Source organism: Planctomycetia bacterium, assembly GCA_034440135.1.
GTDB lineage: Bacteria > Planctomycetota > Planctomycetia > Pirellulales > JALHLM01 > JALHLM01.
On sequence record JAWXBP010000485.1, the window covers coordinates 1 to 22,207 of the forward strand.

At 62.0% G+C, this 22,207-nt stretch carries 18 protein-coding genes; 7 read left to right on the forward strand and 11 right to left on the reverse strand.

Annotation, left to right across the window (positions count from 1 at the left end; all coding sequences use genetic code 11):
- The first annotated feature begins 175 nt into the window (after positions 1-175).
- The 5 genes from SGJ19_27590 to alaS all read left to right on the forward strand — a co-directional run bounded on the left by SGJ19_27590 (position 176) and on the right by alaS (position 9,741).
- Positions 176-3,790 (forward strand): hypothetical protein, encoded by a 3,615-nt coding sequence (locus SGJ19_27590; GenBank protein ID MDZ4784029.1) that lies wholly within the window; start codon positions 176-178, stop codon positions 3,788-3,790.
- Positions 3,787-4,425: a hypothetical protein gene (locus SGJ19_27595; GenBank protein ID MDZ4784030.1), complete on the forward strand. Its 639-nt coding sequence runs from the start codon at positions 3,787-3,789 to the stop codon at positions 4,423-4,425. Before SGJ19_27590 ends, SGJ19_27595 begins: the two co-directional genes overlap by 4 nt.
- 33 nt (positions 4,426-4,458) lie before the next feature.
- Positions 4,459-5,511, forward strand: coding sequence for a prenyltransferase/squalene oxidase repeat-containing protein (locus SGJ19_27600; protein MDZ4784031.1), 1,053 nt, complete (start codon positions 4,459-4,461; stop codon positions 5,509-5,511).
- Positions 5,512-5,516: 5 nt separating this feature from the next.
- Positions 5,517-6,803, forward strand: coding sequence for an NPCBM/NEW2 domain-containing protein (locus SGJ19_27605; GenBank protein ID MDZ4784032.1), 1,287 nt, complete (start codon positions 5,517-5,519; stop codon positions 6,801-6,803).
- 319 nt (positions 6,804-7,122) lie between these two features.
- The gene (gene alaS, locus SGJ19_27610; GenBank protein MDZ4784033.1) at positions 7,123-9,741 is read left to right on the forward strand and encodes an alanine--tRNA ligase; all 2,619 of its coding nucleotides are present in this window, start codon (positions 7,123-7,125) and stop codon (positions 9,739-9,741) included.
- Positions 9,742-9,757: 16 nt separating this feature from the next.
- On the opposite strand, the gene SGJ19_27615 is transcribed toward alaS, so the two are convergent.
- Positions 9,758-10,450: a zinc metallopeptidase gene (locus tag SGJ19_27615; protein ID MDZ4784034.1), complete on the reverse strand. Its 693-nt coding sequence runs from the start codon at positions 10,448-10,450 to the stop codon at positions 9,758-9,760.
- A 180-nt stretch (positions 10,451-10,630) separates the two neighbouring features.
- On the opposite strand from SGJ19_27615, the gene SGJ19_27620 reads away from it, so the two are divergent.
- On the forward strand, positions 10,631-12,283 hold the full coding sequence (locus SGJ19_27620) for a PAS domain-containing protein (protein ID MDZ4784035.1): 1,653 nt from the start codon (positions 10,631-10,633) through the stop codon (positions 12,281-12,283).
- A gap of 113 nt (positions 12,284-12,396) precedes the next feature.
- Here SGJ19_27620 and SGJ19_27625 read toward each other — a convergent pair whose 3' ends face one another.
- Both SGJ19_27625 and SGJ19_27630 read right to left on the reverse strand, forming a co-directional pair.
- Positions 12,397-13,179, reverse strand: coding sequence for a PEP-CTERM sorting domain-containing protein (locus SGJ19_27625; protein ID MDZ4784036.1), 783 nt, complete (start codon positions 13,177-13,179; stop codon positions 12,397-12,399).
- A gap of 129 nt (positions 13,180-13,308) precedes the next feature.
- The gene (locus SGJ19_27630) at positions 13,309-14,370 is read right to left on the reverse strand and encodes a hypothetical protein (GenBank protein MDZ4784037.1); all 1,062 of its coding nucleotides are present in this window, start codon (positions 14,368-14,370) and stop codon (positions 13,309-13,311) included.
- Between the two features lie 274 nt (positions 14,371-14,644).
- On the opposite strand from SGJ19_27630, the gene SGJ19_27635 reads away from it, so the two are divergent.
- Positions 14,645-15,343: an HD domain-containing protein gene (locus tag SGJ19_27635; GenBank protein MDZ4784038.1), complete on the forward strand. Its 699-nt coding sequence runs from the start codon at positions 14,645-14,647 to the stop codon at positions 15,341-15,343.
- Between the two features lie 36 nt (positions 15,344-15,379).
- Here the strand turns inward: SGJ19_27635 and SGJ19_27640 are convergent, their stop codons facing one another.
- The 8 genes from SGJ19_27640 to SGJ19_27675 all read right to left on the reverse strand — a co-directional run bounded on the left by SGJ19_27640 (position 15,380) and on the right by SGJ19_27675 (position 22,157).
- The gene (locus tag SGJ19_27640; protein ID MDZ4784039.1) at positions 15,380-16,654 is read right to left on the reverse strand and encodes a hypothetical protein; all 1,275 of its coding nucleotides are present in this window, start codon (positions 16,652-16,654) and stop codon (positions 15,380-15,382) included.
- A 66-nt stretch (positions 16,655-16,720) separates the two neighbouring features.
- Positions 16,721-17,659 carry a lactate/malate dehydrogenase family protein gene (locus tag SGJ19_27645; protein ID MDZ4784040.1) on the reverse strand — a complete coding sequence of 313 codons (939 nt, stop codon included), beginning with the start codon at positions 17,657-17,659 and terminating at the stop codon, positions 16,721-16,723.
- Between the two features lie 66 nt (positions 17,660-17,725).
- On the reverse strand, positions 17,726-18,571 hold the full coding sequence (locus tag SGJ19_27650; protein ID MDZ4784041.1) for a class II aldolase/adducin family protein: 846 nt from the start codon (positions 18,569-18,571) through the stop codon (positions 17,726-17,728).
- Between the two features lie 178 nt (positions 18,572-18,749).
- Positions 18,750-19,031 (reverse strand): EutN/CcmL family microcompartment protein, encoded by a 282-nt coding sequence (locus tag SGJ19_27655; protein ID MDZ4784042.1) that lies wholly within the window; start codon positions 19,029-19,031, stop codon positions 18,750-18,752.
- Between the two features lie 9 nt (positions 19,032-19,040).
- Positions 19,041-19,697, reverse strand: coding sequence for a hypothetical protein (locus SGJ19_27660; GenBank protein MDZ4784043.1), 657 nt, complete (start codon positions 19,695-19,697; stop codon positions 19,041-19,043).
- Between the two features lie 258 nt (positions 19,698-19,955).
- The gene (locus SGJ19_27665) at positions 19,956-20,213 is read right to left on the reverse strand and encodes a EutN/CcmL family microcompartment protein (protein MDZ4784044.1); all 258 of its coding nucleotides are present in this window, start codon (positions 20,211-20,213) and stop codon (positions 19,956-19,958) included.
- A 52-nt stretch (positions 20,214-20,265) separates the two neighbouring features.
- Positions 20,266-21,696: an aldehyde dehydrogenase family protein gene (locus SGJ19_27670; protein MDZ4784045.1), complete on the reverse strand. Its 1,431-nt coding sequence runs from the start codon at positions 21,694-21,696 to the stop codon at positions 20,266-20,268.
- A gap of 146 nt (positions 21,697-21,842) precedes the next feature.
- Positions 21,843-22,157, reverse strand: a complete 315-nt coding sequence (locus SGJ19_27675) for a EutN/CcmL family microcompartment protein (protein MDZ4784046.1) — start codon at positions 22,155-22,157, stop codon at positions 21,843-21,845.
- Between the last annotated feature and the right edge of the window lie 50 nt (positions 22,158-22,207).

Here is a 22,207-nt window from a genome sequence, read left to right on the forward strand (position 1 = left end):
CTAGCCCGTAGCGCCAGCGAGGGAGAGTTGACGTTGGTGATCAATCGAGATGAAGCTCTCAGTTGCCCTTTGACCAAGCAACTGAGAGTTTGAGCTCGATTGGTATGCCGCGCCCTCTCTCCCTCGCTGGCGCTACGGGCCAGTGGAATGACACGGCGTCCAAGGTCGCGTTTCGATGGGGCATCCGCTTGAACAACGGGTCGAGGCCGTGCGCCGCGAGGCGCTGCGGTTGCTGCGTCGCGGCGCGGCGCTCCAGTGGCTAGCCGCGACGCTGCTCGTCGTGGCGGCGGCCTTAAGTATTGACGCATTGTTTCGTTTCGAGGACCGTGGCCTGCGCGTGATCTTGGCCGGCGCTTCCTGGGTATCCGTCGGCTGGCTGATCGGTCGCTTGCTTATGCCCTCGCTCTGGGCGAACATCTCCGCGCTCCAGGTTGCGTTGCGGGTGGAAGATTACTTCCCCGAGTTGAAGCATCGACTCGCGAGTGCGATTGAATTCCTCGGACAGCCGCTCGATGACGAACTGGCCGGGTCCGCCGCGCTGCGGCGTGGCGTCGTCATCGACGCTCAGGCCTTGAGCGAAGGAGTCGACTACGCGGCGGTTATCGACAGGCGACCTTCCCGGCGCGCGGCTTGGCTGTGCGGCAGTGTGGTTGCCTTGCTGGGCGCGCTGGTGGCGACGGATTTTGCCATCCATTTGCGGCAGGGTCGTCCCGCGACAACCATGCTGGCGCTCCAGCGACTTTTGTTGCCGTGGAATTCCGTGGAATGGCCGCGCACCAATCATCTTGCGGTGCGGAAGGCGGTCGATCGCGTCGCGCTCGGCGATACGTTTGAAGTCGAAGTGGTTGATCGGTATCAGGCGCCATTGCCGGACGATACGCGGGTCGAGTTTCGCGCCAGCGACGTTGGTACGGTGAGCAGCTCGCCGCTCCAACTGGTGGACAAATCGACGGTCGCGCGGCGCGAGCAAGTCGAACAGCCATTCGCCTATCGGATTGTCGGCGGCGACGACCGCACGTTTCCTTGGACGGAAGTAAAAGTGCTAGCGCCGCCGAAGGTGGCGCAGTTGCAGGCCACGCTGCATTTTCCGAAATACTTGGGCTGGCTGGCCGAGGACTCGCCACCGCTCGTTCGGTCGTGGCGCGGCACGCGAGTCGAACTACGCGGTGCCGCGGACCTGCCCTTGAACGCCGCGACAATCTGCTTGGAGAGTGGCGCCCGGCTGCCCGCGACGTTGAGCAAGGATCGGCGCACGTTTCATTTGGCCAGCGACGCGGAGCAACCGTTTGTCGTAGTGAACACGGACGCCTACTGGGTGGAACTTGAATCCACCGATGGCATTCGCGGCGGCGCGCAAGAACGCTACGAAGTGCGAGCCTTGGTCGACGCTCCGCCGCGCGTCACAACCACGCGGCCGCCAGCCAATATCTTCGTCACACCCGCCGCGGTCGTGCCCGTCGAAGTCGCCGTGGCCGATGATCTGGCGATTCATGAGATCGGACTGCGCTACTCGCGCACGGACCAAACGGACGTAGAGCAACCACCCATCCCCATCCTCAATGGTCCGGCGGATTTCGCTGCGCCACGGAGCAATGGCCTACCAAAAAGCGATGATCGTCGCGTCACTCACGACTGGGATCTTGGTCCGCTGGCGCTTACGCCGGGAACGCATATTAACTTGATCGCGTTCGCCAGCGATTATTTGCCGCAGGAAGGGACCAGCACCGAACGCCGGTTGTCGATCATCACGCCCGAGGAGTTGCTGGATCGATTGGCGGAACGCCAGACGCTCGTGCTCAATGAACTCGCTCGATTGCTGCGATTGCAGCATGAAGCCCATGCACAGATTGAAGGCGTGCAAATCGAGTGGAGGCACGTTGAGGAGTTGCAATCGTCGAATATCGAGCGGCTCGCGGAGAGCGAATTGCTGCAACGCCAGGTGACGCGAGGACTGACCGACGCGCGCGAAGGCGTGCCGGCGCAGGTCGCGGCGGCGATTGCGGATTTGGAGATAAATCGGCTCGACCATCCCGATTCCTGGCGGCAACTGATCGACATCCGAGACACGCTGAAACAACTTGGCGATGGGCCGTTGACGAACCTGGAACGCGCGTTTACTTCCAGCGTCAAGCGGGCGCAGCAGGCTCGCGACAATGCGACGGCCGATGCGACAGTGGCGGTTCCCGAGACGTTGATCGCGGACGTGACGCAGATCGACGCGGCACAGCGGCAGGTCATCACGGAACTGGAGTCTCTGCTCGCGCGACTGACACGCTGGGACGCCCTGCGCCGGCAATTGCGCGAACTGGCCCAGTTGAAGCAAGATCAGGCGGCGCTCGCCAGTCAAACGTTGGAAATCGGCCGCCAGACTTTGGCGCGCAGCTTGCGCGACCTGGCTCCGCAGGAACGCGCGGAGTTAGAGCGATTGTCGCTCGCCCAAGGAGAATTGGCGCGGCGATTGGATAACGCGATGCAGGCCCTGAGGCAAGCGGCGGCCGATTTGGAATCGGCCGATCCCTCGGCGGCGCAAACGATCCACGACGCCCTGGCCAGCGCACGCCGCGCCGCCGTTGCAGGTGCGATGCGCTCTGCCGGGCAAGGTGTGGCCGAAAACCAAATCGGCCAGGCGGCGGAACTTCAAGAACGCGCCGTGGCGGCGATCGATTCGCTATTGAACGCCCTCACCAATCGCCGCGAACAGGAGCTGTCGAAGCTTGTCGAGAAGTTGCGCAATGCGGAGGCGGAGTTGAACAAGCTGCGCGACGCGCAGTCGGCAATCGGAGAAAAGCTTGCGGCCGCGGCGGAACAGGGCGACGAAGCGCAGCGCGAGACTCTGGAACAACTCTCCGCCGAACAACGAGATTTGATCGCACAAGCGCAACGTCAAGCGCGCGAGTTGGAACGATTGCAGGCGACGGACGGGGCCCAAAGTGTAGAGGCAGCGACGGCAAGTATGCAAAGCGCCACGGCCGAGGCTGACGCCCAATCGGCTCCGAACGCTGCGGAACAAGCCGAGCAGGCCCAACGCGAACTGGAAGCAGCGCAACGCGCCGTCGCGGACGCGCGACAACAGGCCGAGCAGCGCATGGCCGAACAAACGCTTCAGCAACTACAGGAATCGCTGCAGTTGCTGGCGGATCGCCAACAGCAAGTCTTGACGTCGACGGAGCAACTTGAGAAGCAACGTCGGGAGTCCGGCGCATGGTCGCGGGCGGAATTGACGGAACTGCGGGCGGTCTCGCAGTCGCAACAAGAACTTGGCGCCACGACCGGCACGGCTGCCGAAGGCTTGGCTGCTGCGCCGGTGTTCCAACACGCGTTGCAGCGTGCCGTGGAATCGATGCAGTCGGCCTCCTCGCGACTCTCGGAACAAGACGCCGGCGACGCGACGCAACAGGCCGAACGCCGGGCGCTCGCCCGGATTACCCAGTTACGCGAAGCCCTGAAACAGGACCAAACGCCGCCAAACGACGAGCCAAACCCCGCCGACAACTCTGCTTCACCGGAGGGGGAGCCGGGGGATTCCGGGGCTCCGCCGCGAGAATTACAGCGCTTGGCGGAGCTGAAGATGTTGAAGCTGTTGCAAGTCGAGGTGTACGATAGTACGAAGGCACTGGAGGAACGCCTCCGCCGCCAAGGAAACCTGACCGCGGAGGAGCAGCTGGAACTGGAACAACTTTCCGCCGAACAAGCTGGGCTGGCCGACATGCTCCGCCAGATGCAAGCAACGTCGGAGGAACCGGAGTCCGAAGGCGCAGTTCTGCCTCCGGAACCGGAGGAGTCGGAATGAAGGAATCAATTTTGAACATCCGCTTACTCATCCTCGGTTTCATCGCCACGGCCGCATGGGCGATGCCAGTGTTCGCTCAGTCCGAGACGAGCGACGATCCGCTCGACGCGGAATTGCTCGAAGGTCTTGCACCCGAACCCACGCTGGAGCAAACGGCCGGCGAAGATTTGGGCGCAGTGGAAGATCCCTTGCTCCGACTGGCCGAGCAGATGCGCACCGTGGGCGACTGGCTTCGCGCCGCGCAGCTCGGCTCGCCCACGCAAACGGCGCAAGAGGAGATCATCATCAATCTCGATCAGATGATCGCTCAACAACAAAAACAATGCCAAGGAAGCGGCCAGAAGCCGAGTGGTTCCAACCAATCAAGAGCTGCGAGAAAACCAGGATCATCACAGAAGCCTGGCGAGGCCGGCGCCCAGGCCGCGGCGGATTCGACCGACAAGATGCGCCCCGGCGAGAACGCAAAGCCAGAAATGGCGAACCCGCAGGATCTGCTCAAAAAAGTATGGGGACATTTGCCGGAGCGGCTGCGCGACCGGATGCTGCAAAATCCAGCAGAGCGCTTTTTGCCGAAGTATGAGCGGGAGATCGAGGCCTACTTCGAACGATTGGCCGAGACGGACGAGTCCGAATGATGGACACCTGCCTCGTTGCTCGTGAGCATGCCCATGCGTGAGTTGTCTCGCCGCCGGCTGCTTTGCGCCGCTGTCACGGGCTTGCTTCCCTGGCGGCGCGTTTCATGGGCGGAGGAAGCGAACGAACGCAATCCTGAGCGTTCCGGCGTCACGCTCATTACGCCGGAGGCCGAGGCGTCGATTGCCCGGGGATTGGCGTTTCTCGCTGAACGGCAGCGCGACGACGGCTCGCTTGGTTCCGGAGGCTATGCCCGCAACACCGCGGTTTGCGGGCTGGCCGGCCTGGCATTCATGTCCGGAGGGAGTACGCCGCTAGGAGGGCCCTACGCCTTGCAGGTAAATCGCTGCGTCGATTTTCTCCTGGCAAACACGTCCGACGACGGGTTCATCACCGTTTCCGGTTCCGCGAGTCACGGCCCGATGTACGGCCACGGCTTCGCGACGATGTTCCTGGCGGAAGTGTACGGCGTCACGATGCAACCGGACCTGCGCGAGAAACTGTCAAAGGCGGTGTCGCTGATCGTCCGTACGCAAAACAAGGATGGCGGTTGGCGCTACCAGCCGCAGCCGAACGAAGCCGATATCTCGGTGACCGTCTGCCAGATCATGGCGCTCCGCGCTGCGCGCAACGCGGGCTTGCATGTGCCGACCGAGACGATCGACGCCTGCATCAACTACGTGCGCCGCAGTCAGAACGGCGACGGCGGCTTTATGTACATGATCCAAGGCGGTACGAGCGCTTTTCCCCGTTCCGCCGCGGGCGTCGTCGCTTTATATAGCGCCGGCGTTTACGAGGGGCCGGAGATCGACCGCGGCCTCGCCTACATCATGGACAATCTGCCGCGCGGGGGCGCCGCGAGTCGCGAGAGCCACTATTTCTATGGCCACTACTACGCCGTGCAGGCGATGTGGCATGCCGGCGGCGATTTCTGGGCCAAATGGTTTCCCGCGATTCGCGACGAATTGCTCATTCGGCAACAAGAATCCGGCGCCTGGGCCGACGCCATCTGCGCCGAGTACGGCACGTCAATGGCGACGATCATCCTGCAACTTCCGAACAATTTCCTGCCGATTTTTCAACGATGAACCTTATGTCGACGTTCCCCGACACCAGCCCGAAGCGCCGGCAAGGGGGCGTGGGCGTCGCTTCAGCGCGGGACGTTGCGCTGATATCAACGTCATCCCCTCCTCGCTGGCGCTTCGGGTTGGTGTTGCTTCTTCTCGCTCAACCTGCTTTTGCCGCCGCACAATCGGCGCAGCTTCAGACGCTCGAGTCGCCGGCGCGCGAGGCGTCGCTGATTTCCGCGAAACCTGACGGCGCGCTTCAATTCGACTACCAAGACGGTGCGAAAACCGTGGTGGCGAGCGACGTCATCTCCTGGGGCGCGCCGGTCGAGGCGGAAGGGAGTCAGGTGCTCTTGGCGGACGGCGGCGTGCTGGTTGCTGGCTATGCCGGCTTAAGTGAGGACCGGCTCGCCGTCGATTCAAACCTTTTCGGTGGTTTGGAATTGCCGCTGACGCAACTCGCGGTCGTGGTCTTGCGCTCGCCTACCGATCCCTGGCGGCGCGACGCGATGCTACGGCGGTTGCTGGAACTCAGCCGAGACACGGATCGCCTCGTGCTGGAAAATGGCGACGAACTGACCGGGCTGTTGGTCAGCGGCAACGGCGAAAAAATCCAACTGGAATCCACGCTCGGCGTAAACGCGAAGCAAGTGATCGACGTGCCAGTCGAGAGTGTTGCGGCGATCGTCTTCAATCCGGCGCTGCGCGCGAATTTACGCGCGGCAACGAAAGGTGCGTGGATCGGACTCAGTGATGGCAGCCTGATGCAAACGGAAACGTGGACCCTCGATGGTGTCGAACTCGCGCTGACGCGGCCCGGCGGGCGCCCCTGGAAATCGACCGTTCCGCAAGCCGTGCGATTCGTTCAGCCGCTGGGCGGTAAGGTGAAATATCTATCGGACTTGTCACCCGAGCCGTACCGGCACGTTCCTTATCTCACTCGCGAGTGGCCGTACCAGTTGGATCGCACGGTCAGCGGCGCCCGCTTGCGAGCTGGCGGACGGCCGTACGTCAAAGGCGTCGGCATGCACAGCGCATCGCGGCTGACCTTCGCGCTGAACCGCGAATACTCCCGTTTCGAGGCGGAATTGGCGATCGACGACGAAGCCCTGGGCCAAGGCAGCGTCGTGGTGCGCGTCTTCGCCGACGCGGAGGAACGCTACCGCAGCCCCATCGTCCGCGGTGGCGACGTGCCGCTGCCCATCAGCGTCGATGTCTCTGGCGCCCAGCGGCTGAGCCTCGTCGTCGACCACGCGGACCGCGGCGACCAACTCGATCGCGCCGACTGGCTGAACGCCCGGCTCATCAAATAACCGCGCTTTTTCCGGGTTTCACCACAGAGAGCACGGAGGACACGGAGAGGGAGTTTGAAGCGTTCAGTGTTCAGTGTTTTGATCCCCATTTCTCGCCTCTCAATATCCTCTTCAACTCGATCTCCGCGTCTCAGCGCCTCTGCGGTTCAATTGATTTTTTCCTCCGTGCCTCCGTGACTCAGTGGTGCATCCACCAAAAAACGCTCGCATCAGCCGCCCTACGCCGTTTTTCCCCCGTGGGGTATGATTACTGGCTTGAATTTCGGCCCGGCACGGTCGCCGGACGAATGGCTCACGGCGGATGCGAAAGCGGACTGCGATGAAAACCGACGAACTGCGCGAGAAGTACCTGGAGTTCTTTGCCGGCAAGGGCTGCACGCGCCGCCCGAGCGACGTGCTGGTTCCCCGTTGGGACCCCAGCGTACTGTTCACGCCAGCCGGCATGAACCAGTTCAAGGACCACTTTCTCGGTAAGTGCAAGCTCGAATACACCCGGGCGACGAGCTGCCAGAAGTGCCTCCGTACCGGGGACATCGACAACGTCGGGCGAACCGCCTACCACCACACGTTTTTTGAGATGCTGGGCAATTTCAGCTTCGGCGACTACTTCAAGCGCGAAGCCATCGCCTGGGCTTGGGAATTCCTGACCCACAAGAAGTGGCTCGGGATCGATCCCAAGCGGCTGACCGTGACCGTCTATCTGGACGACGACGAAGCGGCCGGCATCTGGCAAAAGGACATCGGGCTGGCGCCGGACCGCATCGCGCGGATGGGCGAGGACGATAATTTCTGGCCAGCCGGCGCGCCGACCAACGGCCCGGACGGCGTCTGCGGGCCGTGCAGCGAGATCTACTTTCATCCCGACAAGGGGAGCGAAGTTGAGATCTGGAACCTGGTGTTCACGCAGTTCAATCGTGTCGGCGACCCGCCGAACAACCTGCGGCCGCTGCCGAGCAAGAACATCGACACCGGCATGGGACTGGAACGCTGCGCGGCCGTGCTGCAGGGCGTCGATACGAACTACCACATTGACTCGCTGCGGCCGATCGTAAACGCCGCCGCCGAGGTCTGCGGACAAAAGTACGTGGCGGGGGAGGACGTCGGTCGCCGACTGCGGCGCATCGCCGATCATGTACGGGCCTGCGCATTCGCGGTCCATGAGAACGTTTATCCTGGCCCCCGCAAGCAGGAATATGTGATTCGCCGGCTGCTGCGCCGCGCGGTACTGGATGGACGGCAGATGGGCGTCCGCGAGCCGTTCCTGCATCAATTGGTGGGCATCGTCGCGGAAATGATGAAGCAGCCCTATCCGGAGTTGACCGAGAGCGTTGAGCGCGTGGCGCAAGTGATTCGCGGCGAGGAAGACGACTTCTTCTCCAAGATCGACGGCGGGTTGGCGCGGATCGAGCGCGTGTTTCACGATATGGAATCGCGCGGCGTCGTGATGGTGCCGGGCGCCGAGGCGTTCGATATGTATCAAACCTTCGGCTTCCCGCCGGAGTTGTTCGAAACGATGGCGGCGGAGCGGAACTTCAGCTTCGATTGGAACGGCTTCCGCGCCAGCATGGACGACCACGGCGTGAAGTCCGGCGGCGGGCAGCGCGTGGAGTTGTTCAAGAGCGGCCCGTTGGACGCGCTCAAGAAGGTGATGCACGGCACCAAGTTCCTCGGCTACGAAACGACCGAATCGCCGGCCGTCATCAAGGGCATCATTGCTCAAGATAAACTCTGCGAGACGCTCACTGAGGTCGGCCACGAGCAGCCCGTGACCGTGGTGCTGGATCAATCGCCGTTCTACGGCGAGAGTGGCGGGCAGGTCGGCGATTTCGGCGAATTGGCCGGCGACGGCTTTCGTTTCGACGTGATCGATACGCAACGCGACGGCGACTTCGTGCTGCATTTCGGGCACTTGAAAGAGGGGAGTCTGAAACTTGGTGCGGCGGTCACAGCCAAGGTCGACGCCGCGCGGCGCCAGGGCATCAAGCGAGCGCACTCCGCGACTCACATCCTGCATCACGCCTTGCAGAAATACGTCGGCACGCACGCCACACAGCGCGGGTCGAAGGTGGACCGCGATTGGCTGCGGTTCGACTTCACCAACAACGGCCAGGTCGATCGCGAGACGCTCGCCAAGATCGAGTCTGAAGTGAACGAGCGCATCATCGCCGCGGAGCCGGTAAGCTGGCAGGTGACGTCGATTGCCGACGCTCGCAAGGCCGGCGCGATGATGTTGTTCGGCGAAAAATACCCCGACGTGGTCCGCATGGTCACCATGGGCGAATTCAGCCGGGAACTTTGCGGCGGCACGCACCTGACGAACACCGGACAAACCGGGTTGTTCAAGATTCTCAGCGAAGAAGGCGTCGCCACGGGCACGCGCCGCATCACTGCGGCGACGGGACTCGGCGCGCTGGAACGCATTCGCCAAACCGAGCAGGCTCTGGCGGAAACTGCCGCTGCGCTCAAGGCGCCCTTATCCGAAGTGCCCGCGCGCGTGGCGACCTTGGCGAAGGAAGTGCGCGAGCTCAAGAAGCAGCTCGCCGCAGCCAGCACTGCCGGCGAGGTGTCTCCCGAGAAGCTATTGGAGGGGGCGGAAACCGTCGCCAATCAGCGCTTCGTCGTGGCCGAAACCCCTGGCGCAGACGTGAATGTCATGCGCCAATTGATCGACCAACTCCGCCGCAAGGCGTCGCCCATCGCCGTGCTCTTGGCGAGCGGCGCGGATGGCAAGGTCACGCTGGTGGCGGGTATTTCGCGCGAGTTGGAAGAACTGGGGCTGCACGCCGGCAACTGGGTCGGCGAAACCGCGAAGCTGGTCGGCGGACGTGGCGGCGGCAAGTCCGACATGGCCCAAGCTGGCGGTAAGGAGCCGGACAAGATTCCGCAGGCCCTGGAATCCGCCAAGGCTTCGATCCGCGCGCAACTGGCCAAGAAGTGAGCGTTGCGCCGAAGGCTTATCGTTCGTCGCGGCTCGATTGGCCCATCAATCGCATCGCGAAGTACAACACTTGCATCACCGCTTGCAATGTTGCGGCGACATAAGTCAGCGCCGCCGCGTTCAGCACTTTGCGGACGTACGGCATCTCCTCGGGTCCGGCGATCCCGAGCGCTTCGAGTTGATACTTCGCGCGGCTGCTGGCGTTGAATTCCACGGGCAGGTTGACGATCTGAAAGAACGCTGTTCCGCCAAATAGCGCCAGTCCCAGCCAGGCGATGGTCGTTAGGTGCAGCATGAAGCCTGCCATCAGCATCATCATGCCGATGCCGGAGCCGAAGTTCGCCAGCGGCACCGCCAGATTGCGCACCGTCATCAGCGCGTAGCCATGCGCGTCTTGCAATGCATGCCCCGCCTCATGCGCGGCGATACCGACCGACGCGGCGCTGCGACCTTGATAGACCTCTGGGCTGAGGCGCAGCACTTTCGCGCGCGGGTCATAGTGATCCGAGAGCTGCCCGGGGATCATCTCGATTGTCACATCCTGGAGCCCTCCGGCGTCGAGGATTTCCCGCGCGGCGGCAGAGCCGGACATGCGAGCTGGGACCTGGCTGGCGGTCGCATAGGTCGACTTAATCCGGAATTGAGCCCACATCGCCAACAGGACCGCCGGCGCCAAAAAGAGCATGTACATCGGGTCGAAAAACATCATTTGCAGACCGGACCTGAGAAAGTGCGTGGCGGTAATGCCCAAATGGCAGCCGATTTCGTAGCCATGACGGAATCAGCAATACGCGTGCCGGCCGATTCTCGCGATGCTAACGGTGGTGCGCTGCTGCGACAACCAGGATTCGATTTGCGATTCTGACAGCTACGGCATAGGATTAAGGTGATGCCCCCCCCGCTCGAAGGAAACGAGGCCCCCCGGGGCAGTGAGCTGAAGCCGCCTCAGCGGGCGGCCGCAATCGAAGTGCGGGACGAGGTCGAGCAACTGCGGCGACAGGTTGAAGAACAGCGGCGCGAAATCGCCGCGCTGACCGGCCGGCAGCATCAGCTCGAAGTGATCATCAACAATACGCCCGCGGTGATCTACATGAAGGACGCCGACGGGCGTTACGTGTTGGTCAACCGGACTTTTTCCGAGTTGTTCCACATCGGTGTCGACGACATGGTCGGACGCACCGATGCGGAGATTTTTCCGGGCGAGTTGGGCGCGAAGTTTCGCTCGAACGATCTGTATGTTCAGGAGAGCGGGCAAGCGACCGAGTTCGAAGAGGTGGCGCCGCACGACGACGGGCCGCACACGTACATGTCGCTCAAGGTTCCCGTCACCAATCCGATCAGTGGCGACGTGGGGATTTTCGGCATCTCGATGGACGTCACGGCCGCGAAGCGCGCCCAGATTGCGTTACGCGATTCGCAGCGGCTGTATTCCTCATTGGTCGAGACGTTGCCGGTCGCGCTATTCCGCAAGAACCTGGCTGGCGAATTGACGTTCGTCAACGAGCGGTTCTGTCAGTACATCGGACGCGCCGAACAAGAGCTGATTGGCCGCACGGACTTCGATCTATTCAGCACCGATCTGGCCGAGAAGTATCGCTCGGACGACGATCAGGTGATCCGCGAGGAAGCGATCTGCGATGAAGTCGAGGAGCAGCAGGTTCGTGGCGGACAGAAGCGCTACGTGCACGTCATCAAGTCGCCGGTCTACGACGCCCGACACCGCGTCTGCGGCGTGCAGGGTCTGTTCTGGGATGAGACCGAACGGTTGCTCGCGGAGCAATCGTTGAGGCGCATGACGTTGGAGCTGGCGCGGTCCAATCAGGAACTGCAGCACTTCGCTTACGTGGCCTCGCACGATTTGCAGGAGCCGTTGCGCAAAGTTGTCGCTTATGGGCAGCGCGCCGCCGCGCGCGGTCCGGAAGCGATGGACGAGGCCACGCGGGACTACGTCGACCGGATGGTGGCCGCCGCGTTACGCATGAAAACGATGATCGACGACCTGCTCGCCTTGGCTCGCGTCACGATGGACCGGCGCCCGTTTGAGTGGATTGATCTGAACGAGATCGCGCACGGCGTGCTGGACGACCTCGAAGTGACGATCGACGAGCTGAAGGCCGAAGTGGCGCTCGACGTGCTGCCGACCGTGGAAGCCGATCCTGCCCAGATGCGGCAGTTATTCCAAAACCTGCTTGGCAACTCGCTCAAGTACGGTCGCCCTGGCATTCCCCCGCGTTTGGAAGTGCGAGCGCAACGCGTGGACGGACCGCGCTTACGAGAGGACTGCGAACTCCGCTTCATCGACAACGGGCAGGGCTTCGACGTGCGTTACAGCGAGCGCATTTTTCAGCCGTTCGAGCGATTGCATTCGGCCGACGACGTCCCCGGCTCCGGCATCGGCCTGGCCATTTGCCGTCGCATCGTAGAACGCCACGAAGGCCGCATTTCCGCCACGAGCGAGCCGGGCCACGGCGCGACCTTCACGATCACGCTCCCGGTCCATCAATCCACGCCGGAATCGATCTTCAATAGCGCGATGCTTTAGTTCAGTTGCAGCGCTGCAGGCGCACTCGCAATTAACACAGTTAGCAAAAAAAACAGGCCGCCTTGCGGCGGCCTGCTGCGATATTTCTGTGCGAAGGACAACAACGGCACCGCTTAGCGGCGCTTGCGGGCGAAGGCCAACAAGGCGCCACCAAGACCCAAGAGGGCGAACGTCGACGGCTCCGGCACGGCTTGCACCGCGAAGGCCAAGCTCTGAGCCGGCGCACCCGTCACGCCAACGGCACTCAGGAGGCCTTGAGCGTCATAGGTGCTACCTTCCGCCGCCACGACCGAAACCGAACCTTGCGTTCCGGCTTCGCCACTGATCTCGAAGAACACCGTGCCGAAGTATTCGCCGTCGCTCCACGGCGTAACCGGCGCATCCAACGGATCCAGGTTGTTGTTGTCGTACGGCTCAATGCCCAGGGACGTCCGGGCATCAACGCCCACGGCACCGAGGTCCTTGGGGGCATTCTCGATCAGAATGTTTTGCAGATCCGACGAATTTGCACCCGAGTCTTGGTTGCCGAGCCACTTGTTAACGCCGCCGCCCGGGCCGGGGCCGTTCTTGTCGACGCGCCAGTCATCCGCTTGCCAGCCAGGGAAATCCGCAGCTTGAGCGATGCCGGTCGCGTTGATGTTGACGGCCGCGTTGCCGAAGCCGAGCTGGCCAGCTTGCAAGCCGTCAATCTTCATCAGAAAGTCGACCTGCAGGATGTACTTGCCGCCCGGGAGGGCCGGCAAGGCGCTCGCATCCGGGGCCGGGTCAATCGGCGTGAAGTCACTGGCGAGGACCGCCCGCAACTTCGGCGCGACGTGAATCACGGCGGCCTGCGAGGTGCCGGCCAGACCGAGGGCTGCGACCAAGCCCGCGAGCAAAAGTTTCTTTGAAGTCATTCTCCACCTTCCGTAAGCAAGAAAAACGTGCCAGAAATGTCCCAGTTCACACAGTTGCTGCAACGAACCAGTCTCTCTCTCTACCCAGTCCAACAGAGTGAGTCAGCCGAAGCTGGATGCGACAATCCATTAGTTCATCAGCGGGTGGTCCTCCTTCACGCAAACAGGTGCATAGTCCGCGCGACCACTCCACGTGTCAGATTCTACCAAGGTGATCGAGCCGCGCCAACCAAAAAAACAAAAAATCCCGGCGCTACCAAGACTTGCCAGCAGCAAGCCGCCCGGCTCGGGGACCGCGAACAACCGGGCCGACCCGGCGGGCATCTCCGCCGAGGTCCCGAAATTGTTTCGCACGTGGTTCAGATCGCTAATCTGAACCAGCCCATCGCCGTCGGTATCGCCCAGGCCCAAAGAGCCGAAATTGTTCCGCACGTTATTGAGGTCCGCGATGCCCACGGCGCCGTCGCCGTCGGTGTCGCCGAGGACGGTCACGACCCGGAGTAGCGCATGGATCGAGCCGTCCGTCGCCCCAGCCATGCCGCCATCAATCGGCAGCTCGGAATTGCCGAACCGGACGTTGTCGTATCCCTGCAAATGGGTGGATACGCCTCGATTGCCGACCTGGAGCGAAAGGCCGAACTCGCCGACGGCCACTCCGTTCAGTTGCAACTGAGAGTGAAGGAAGGCGCCGCTGGCACCATTAAAGAGTGGATCCTGACCGCCGTTTTCCGCGCTTAGACCCAAACTGGGCGTAAATCCAGGAATCGGCGTGTCATTGATCAGTGCGGCCGCGTTCCAGTCGCGGAATAAGTACTGGCTCTGGTTGAGCACGCCCCCCGGCGTCCCCACGGGCGCCGGCGGATTCAGCGTCTGGGGATTTTGCACAGTGTATGCATCCCAACGCAGTGAATCTCCGCTCAGCGGCGGCTGCAGAATCTCATGGGACACGACGAATAGCCCACCTGGCGCGCTTGCGGCCAGACTGAGGGAAATGCCGTGCAGCGTTTCGCCAACGTCGGGAATCACCCAAACGTAGAGCGACGCCGCTTCGCCCAAGACAAACGTCTGCTGGCCGATCGATTGCCACGAGGGGTTGGTCGGCGACGGGGAAAGAAACACGCGCGCTCCTTGCGCCGAGGTCGTACAAACGACCCATGCCGCAACGAAAAACGCCACTTCCAACCGTCGCATGGATGCCACTCAAAAGCTGCGGTGAAGCGGGAAATCTGGTCCGCCATCGAACCCGATCCACCGCTCCCGAATATATCCGCGTTAGGGAAAAGTGTCTACAAAAATGCGAATTCCTGACGAAAGTCGCATGACTTGTACGTACTACTAAGCGGACGATTCGGCACAATCGGACCGCGCGGCGCGGCGGAATGCCTCGCCAATTGTGCGACGGCCAATTAGGATGAAGATTCCGGCCTTGGCGAGCCTTTGAACGCCACCCTTGATGAGAAATGCGGTGAATCTGCGAATCAGGCTACGGATTGCGACCGACGCCGCTCGGCGGATGCGCTCGTCGCCGGACTTGAATTACGCGTTGGCCAAACACCAGGCGGCGCGGCTTCTCTGCCCGGACGGCATCGCCGCGCGGGACTTGCCGTCGGACGGCGAGGTACGCGAGGAACTGGAACTGCTGGTCCCGGGCCTCACGCCAATAGACGCACCTGCCGCGGAGGTTGTGACTTCGGTCGATCGCTTTCGCACCTATCGTTTGCTGCTGACAGCCCTCGAGCCGGTGCAGCAATCCCGCCGGACGCACCCCGAGGGGGATGCGCTTTATCACAGCCTGCAGGTGTTCGACCTGGCGCGCGAAGAGCTTCCCTACGACGAGGAATTCCTCCTGGCCGCCTTGCTTCATGACGTGGGCAAGGCGATCTCGCCGGGAAATCATGTCGTCGCCGGGCTGGAAGCGCTATCCGGAACAATCACGGAACGCACTTCCTGGTTCATCGAGCATCACCCAGATGCCCACGCGCTACGCGGCGGGACGCTGGGAGTGCGGTCGCTGCGTCGCCTGCAGGCGTCGCCGGATTTCGAGGAGCTACTGATGCTCGGAAAGTGCGACCGACAAGGACGACAGATCGGCGTGCTCGTCCCGGATGTGGACGAGGCGCTCGCGTATGTGGCTGAGTTGGCGGCGGAATGCGGCGAGGAGTAGTTCCGGACCTGGCGTCCTCGTCGAAGAACGGTAGCATTACTTGCCGAAGATGCGGTCGCGTTTGGCTTGGTTGTAGGCCAGCTTTTCGGCGGCGGACATCTTTTCGAAGTTCGGCGTTCCGTTCGACGACTCGGGCTTGGTGCCGCACTTCGTGGGGGACTTGCCGCCGCAACCGCAACCGCAATCTTTCTTCTTCGGTGCGCCGACGGTGATCGGGCCGAGTTGGTTCGGCGCCGATGGCGTGGTGTTCGACGCGGGAATCGCCACCGGAACGCTGACGCTTGAGCCGCCGTAGCTCATCACGTTGGTTTGCAGCACGAGATCGTCCGCCAGCGAGCGCTGCGGCTTGATGCGCAGTTTCTCCAACACGCCGTGATAGGCGCGGACGGCGTCTTCCGGCGTGATTTCGCGTTCGACGATCAGTCGGAGGAAATTCACGAACGCCAGTTGGTTTTCGGCGTTGTTGATCTTCCGCCCGAAGAGCGCCACGCGAGCGCCGTACTTTTGCGCTTCGGCGATGAGCTTAAAGGCGTCGTACGTCGTGCCGGCGCCGCCGCCGAGGATGCCGACGATGAGGTGCGGGTCATAGGCGACCAATTCCTCCATCGCCTTGGGGCCGTGGTAGACGACCTTGAGGAAGACCGGTCGCCCTGGACCAGCCACGCCGGCAAGCGTGCGTGCGATCGAGTCGTTGATGTAGCCCGGCAGCACGTCGGACGCCATGCCGACCGGCACATTGGGATCGAAGACTTCCAAAAAATGGCGGAAGCCGACGCGTTCGGCCTCGATGCGAAATGCACGATAGGCTTCGAGCGTGCGCAGGTCGTCTTCCAGGCGATTCGTGAACGTGACGCTATAGAGGCCGAGATTCGCCCCACGGACGCGCTCATCCGGCGCACAATCCACGTGACCGCATTGGATATGGTCGAGCGTCGCGCTACAGAACGGCTGCGCGGGTGATTCCAGGTAGTTCGCGCCGCGGACCACGAACACGTCGCTGGTGTCGTTCGCCCGGGCGGCCGGCGTGACATGGCTGCCGTCGAAGAGGCGTTCCTGGATCGTGAGTTGATAGCTCGTGCTGGCCGACATCAGCATGATGTCGACGAGGCCTTGTCGGGTGATCTCGCGAATCTGCTCACGATACTCCGCCAACGTTCGCAACCGTACCTCGCCCGCGTGGCTTTCCGGCGATTTGCCCGGCGCGCCGATCCCAAACGCCATGTCGGCGTCCTTGGCGTCGGCAATGATGAACTCACGGCAACCCGAGGGATCGGCGTGAATCGCGGCAAGTTTGCGGTCGAGGGAACGCATGGGGAAACGTCGGAAGTAGGAACTCGGAACTACAAAGACTGAAAACTGAACACTGAAAACTTCAAACTATGATCCCACCCGCTTCATCACCGTGTCGACGGTTTCTCGCAGCACCGTGGCGCTGTGGCGCAGAGCTTGAACTTCTTTGGGCCAGAGTTCGATTTCCTGCGTGGCAAGCACACCGGCGCGGCCGACGACTGTCGGGACGCTGATCGAGACGTCGCGGATGCCGTAGCAGCCGTTTTGCACGCTGGAGACGGGCAAGACGCGGCGACGGTCGAGGGCGATCGACTCGATGACTTCCTGAATCGCCAGGCCGACGGCGAACCCGGCGCCGCCCTTGAGCTTGATGACTTCCGCGCCAGAGCCTTTCGTGCGGGTGAACAATTCGTTCGCCACGTGCGGATTCCAGCCGGATTGCTTGTCGATCGGCAGACCGCCCACGGTGGCACTCGACCAGATCGGCACCATGCTGTCGCCGTGTTCGCCGAGGATCAGCGCGGAAACCTGCGTCGGCGCCGCGCCGAGTTTCTGCGCGATCAAGCTGCGGAAGCGAATCGTGTCCAACTGCGTCCCGAGGCCGATGACCTGCTTGGCGGGCAGCTTCAGCTTTTTGGCGGCGAGGTACGTGAGCACGTCGACGGGGTTCGATACGACGACCACCACGGCGTCCTGGCGATAACCGGCCTTGGTGATGCCGTCCAGAATGCCCAGGAACAAATCGACGTTGCGATTGATCAAGTCGAGCCGGCTCTCGTCCGGCTTGCGGCGCAGGCCGGCGGTGATGCAGATTACGTCGCTCGTGGGGATGTGCTCATAGCCGCCCCCGGTGATGACCTGGTCGGCCATCAGGGTGGCGCCGTGCAACAGATCGAGCGCCTGACCGGCCGCGCCGTCGGCGTTGACGTCCAACATGGCGATCTCGCGAACGACCTGACCGGTCTGCAAGGCAAAGCCGGTGCAGGAGCCGACGAGACCGGCGCCGCCGATGATGCTGACTTTCATATTAGTTTGAAGTTTTCAGTGTTCAGTTTTCAGTATTTGGGCGCGGCGATTTGTGATCGGCTCGCGTTACTTGGATTGCAGCGCCGCTAAAACGCGTTCCGTGATCGCTTGGATCAGGGCTTCTTGATCGTTCGATGTCGCGGGCGCCGCGGTCGGTGCTGGGGGCGGGGCGTCGAAGGCTTTGCGTTCGACTCCGGCTTTCGCCCAGCTGTCGCGGAAGACGTCGTTGGCGCAGATGTCGCAGTTTTCCATGCCGGGCTGCAGGCGTGCGTCGGTGAAGCCCCACTTCGTCTTGAGGTCGAGCAGTTCCTTGGTCTTCTCGTGCCCCAGATACTGCACGCGGCCCAGGTCGCGGGCCAACATCAACATTCGGCAATAGGCGTCGAGGATTTCGGTCCACCAGTACGCGCGTTCGACCGTTTCGCCGAAGCTCACCGTGCCGTGGTTGGCGAGGATGATCACGTTGGACTTGTGGACGAACGGCAAAATCGTGTCGGCGAAAGACTGCGAGCCAGGCGTCTCGTATTGCGTGATCGGCACGTCGCCGAGGAAGACTTCCACTTCCGGCAGCACGCATTGCGGGATCGGCTCCCGGGCAATGGCGAACGCCGTGGCATGGGGCGGATGGCAATGCACCACACTTTTCACTTCGGGCCGGGCCTTCATAATGGCCAGATGCAAGAGCGCTTCGCTAGAGCGCTTGCGATGCCCGGCGAGTTGCTTACCGTCCATGTCGATCAGGCAGATATCCTCGGGCTTCATAAAGCCCTTGGAAATCATGGTCGGCGAGCAAAGCACCTCGGTATCGCTGATGCGAATCGAGATGTTGCCGTCATTGGCGGCGGCGAATCCACGGTTGTAGATCCGCTGGCCGATTTCACAGATGTCTTGTTTGAGACGGAAGACGTTCATGGGATAACGAGTTTGGCGGTAGGTACGGGAGTGTGTTGTTGAATTTCTAATTCCTAAATCTGAATGACGAATCAAATCTGCATGTTCGAATGTCTAAATGTCGTGGCGCTGTAGATGAATGTTTCCATTCGTCATTTAGTCATTCGAATTTGATTCGACATTCAGATTTAGAACTTCGTCATTCCAACGTCAGTTGGTCGATGATGGCAGCGTTATAGGCGTCCAGCGGTTTTTCCTCGGGATAGAATGGCTGCGCCGCTTCGCCGCCTTCGCTGACGGCGATCCATTGGCCGCTGCCGGCGTTCAGTTCGTCGTAGATCACAATGGCTTCATTCTCCGACGGTTCGCGCGAGCGCAGGTCGCCGAGCGTCAATGGCGTCGCCAAACGGAATCGTCCGCCGTGCAAACTCGGATGCACGCGGCTGAGGGTGACGTTGCCGATGACTTGGGCGATACGCATGATTCTGAGTTATTTGGTTCTGTTGGCGAAATCTTGGGCGAGTTGAGCGAGTTGCAGCCAGTTAACCTGCTGGGGCGACGTGATCAGGAAGTTGACTGGGATCGCTTGCTGGGCGGATTGTAGTTCGCCGCGGTGGTTGGCCGGCGCTGCCCAGACGCCGGGTGTCCGGTTGGCGAGGCAGACGGCCTGGTGCGTCGATTCGGTCAACAACCAAGCGCGACGGCCGCCCTTGGCAACTTCGTCCGCCAGTTCCCCGACCACGGTCTTCAATCCGGTTCGGGCGATCTGCTCGATGCCTACTCCCCGGCGTGCGATATAATCGATCAACATCGCCGGTTCGAACTTGGTCTCCGCCACGCCGAGCAACAGCGTCGTACCTGTAGCGGCCGGCTTGATTGGTTGCGTCGTTGTGCGGCGAATTGCGATGCGCCGCTCGCGCAGAAAGTCGATTGCGGCCGGCGTGATGATCGTGCGCGGCGAGACGACCACCGCTTGTACGCCATTTAGCCGGCGTTCGATGTCTCTGAGCGAGACGACCGGCTGTTCCAGCCAAAGCTCCATCGTGGACCGTGGCGCAGCCGCGGATGGCAGCGCAGCAGCCGGCGCCAGTTGCGCGAGCACTTCGCGCACCAGGCGTTCGATCTGTTCGGCTGTCACTTCGGCCACGGTTCATGGTCCCTACTACCAAGCCTAGAACTTCAAGTATTAGCCGGTCGAATCACAAGTCGCAGTTTGTCTTCGTCAATCGTTTCTACCCCCAATGTGCTGCCGTCGTCGCTGACGAATTCAATGACGTATGCGGCAGGATTCCCCGGATGCACTATCAGTACCGTCCCGTGTGCGCCAATTGGAATGTCCGCTCCCGATAGTGATGAAGTCAGTTCAATGACGTCGTACTCCAGGAACTTGCACATCGTTGCTTGCTCAGTCCGCAATGCCCATCACGCTCCAACGCACCGGCGTGTTGTCGCTCTTCATCAATGCTCGCGTCCCCTTGCCGTCGCTGGTGAGGATCACTTTGTCACCGCCGCCGGCGCCCATGCTGTCAATCGCCAGCACCGGCTCGCCGTCCGACGATTTCCCGTCCGCCATCAGTAACTGCACGACCAGCAGCTTCCAGCCCGAAAGGGTTGGATGCTTGACCGTCGCGGTGGCAGTTCCGATGACACGGCCGAGTTGCATTTTTAGTTTGAAGTTTTCAGTGTTCAGTTTTCAGTGACGTATCTCTGCGCTGCTACTTCCCGACGATGCGCAGCTCGTCGATCATGGAGCAGCGGCGCTCTCTTGTGAACGTCAGTGGCGTGGTGACTCCTTCGCCGGTGGGCGTGGCGATGGAGAAAGACAAGTAGCCTTCGCCGCCGAGGCCGAGCGAAGCCATGCAGGGGCCGTTTTTGACGAACAGCGTGGTGTCCATCGCGCGGCCCATCTTGGTCATGTTCGAGACGTTTTTGCTGTGGATGATCGCCGTGTGGCGAAAGCCGTGTTCGTAGTACTTGGCCTTCGCAATCGCTTCGTCCACGTCGCGGACACGGACGAACGGCACGAACGGCATCATCTGTTCCACGGGCACAAACGGATTCGATTCGCTCGTTTCCCCGAACAGCAACTCCGTCGATTCGGACACCGATTTGCCGATCCCACGAGCCAGCACGGCTGCGTCCTGGCCGAGGAAATCCTTGTGCGGGACGTCGTGTTTGTGTTCGCCTTCGCCGGTGGTCGTGATCGCCACGCGGGTCAGGGCGTCGACTTCGTTCGAGTTCAATCGCGCTGCGCCGGCTCGTTCCATGGCCTGCAGCAAGGCGTCGAAGATCGAACTGACGGCGAAGACTTCCTTTTCCGCGATGCACAGTAGATTGTTGTCGTATGAGGCGCCTTGAATGATCGAACGGGCCGCGCGATCGAGATCGGCGGTTTCGTCCACGACGACCGGCGGATTGCCGGGGCCTGCGACAATGGCTCGCTTGCCGGAGTTCAAGGCTGCGCGGGCGACGGCCGGGCCGCCCGTCACGCAGATCACGGCGATGCCGCGGCTTTTGAAGATCGCGTTCGCGCTTTCCAGTGTCGGCTCGGCGATCACGCAGATCAGGTTGTCGATGCCCAGATCGCGGAAAATCGCTTCATTGAATCGCCGCACGCCTTCGACGGCGACTTTCTTGCCGCTCGGGTGCGGGTTCACGACCAGCGTGTTGCCGCCCGCGATCATGCTGACCGCGTTGCCCGTGATGGTCGGCAGCGAGTGCGTCACCGGGGTGATCGCGCCGATCACGCCGAACGGGGCGTGTTCGATGACGGCCAGTCCATGATCGCCGCTGAAGACTTCGCTGCGCAGAAACTCGACGCCGGGCGTGCGCTCGCCGAGCGTCTTGAGCTTCTCGATCTTATGCACCAGCCGGCCAATCTTCGTCTCGTGCATCTCCATCGTGCCGAGCTCAACGCATTGCTCGATGGAAATGCGGCGAATGTGATCGATGATCCGCTTGCGATCGGCGATCGAGCGCGTGGAAAGTTGCTCGAAGGCCTCGTTGGCAGCTTCGATCGCCTCGTTCGGGCAAGTGAAGATGCCGCGGCGACCGGTATGGCCTTTCGGCGCCACGTGCGCCGTCGTCCCCAACCGGGCCAGGACCTGCTCGACGACGTTCCGAATCAGTGTTTCGTTAGCTTGCATGGGAGCGTGTATTCGTGGTTTCAGTTCTTATGTAGCCGAGGTCTGTGACCTCGGCCGCACGGGCGATGATTGCTTGAACTACGTTCGGTTTGTTTTCGACGTCCCCTCCACCGGCCTCATAGAGGCCGGCTACAGACGGATATCACTTATCCGCCGTCTTTGCTGTACACGCATTTCTGGCCGACGTGCGCGGAATCGACGATGCCGATCACCACGCAGTCGACGGGGAGGTTCTTCGTTTCCGGCGTCAGCCGGGCGCTCGACCCTTGGCAGATCAGCACGAACTCGCCCGTGCCGGCGCCGAGCGCGTCGACGGCGACGAACGTGCGGCCCGTCGTGACCAGTTTGGTGCGCGACTCGGCGTCGACGCGATACGGCTCGACAAGCAACAGCTTGTGACCCGTCATCGACGCCGATTTCTGCGTCGCGACCACGCTGCCGGTAACTTGGGCGATGAACATGGTGGGGGAGGAGGAGTAAAGGAGAGTGGAAATAAAGTAGGGGTGGGAAC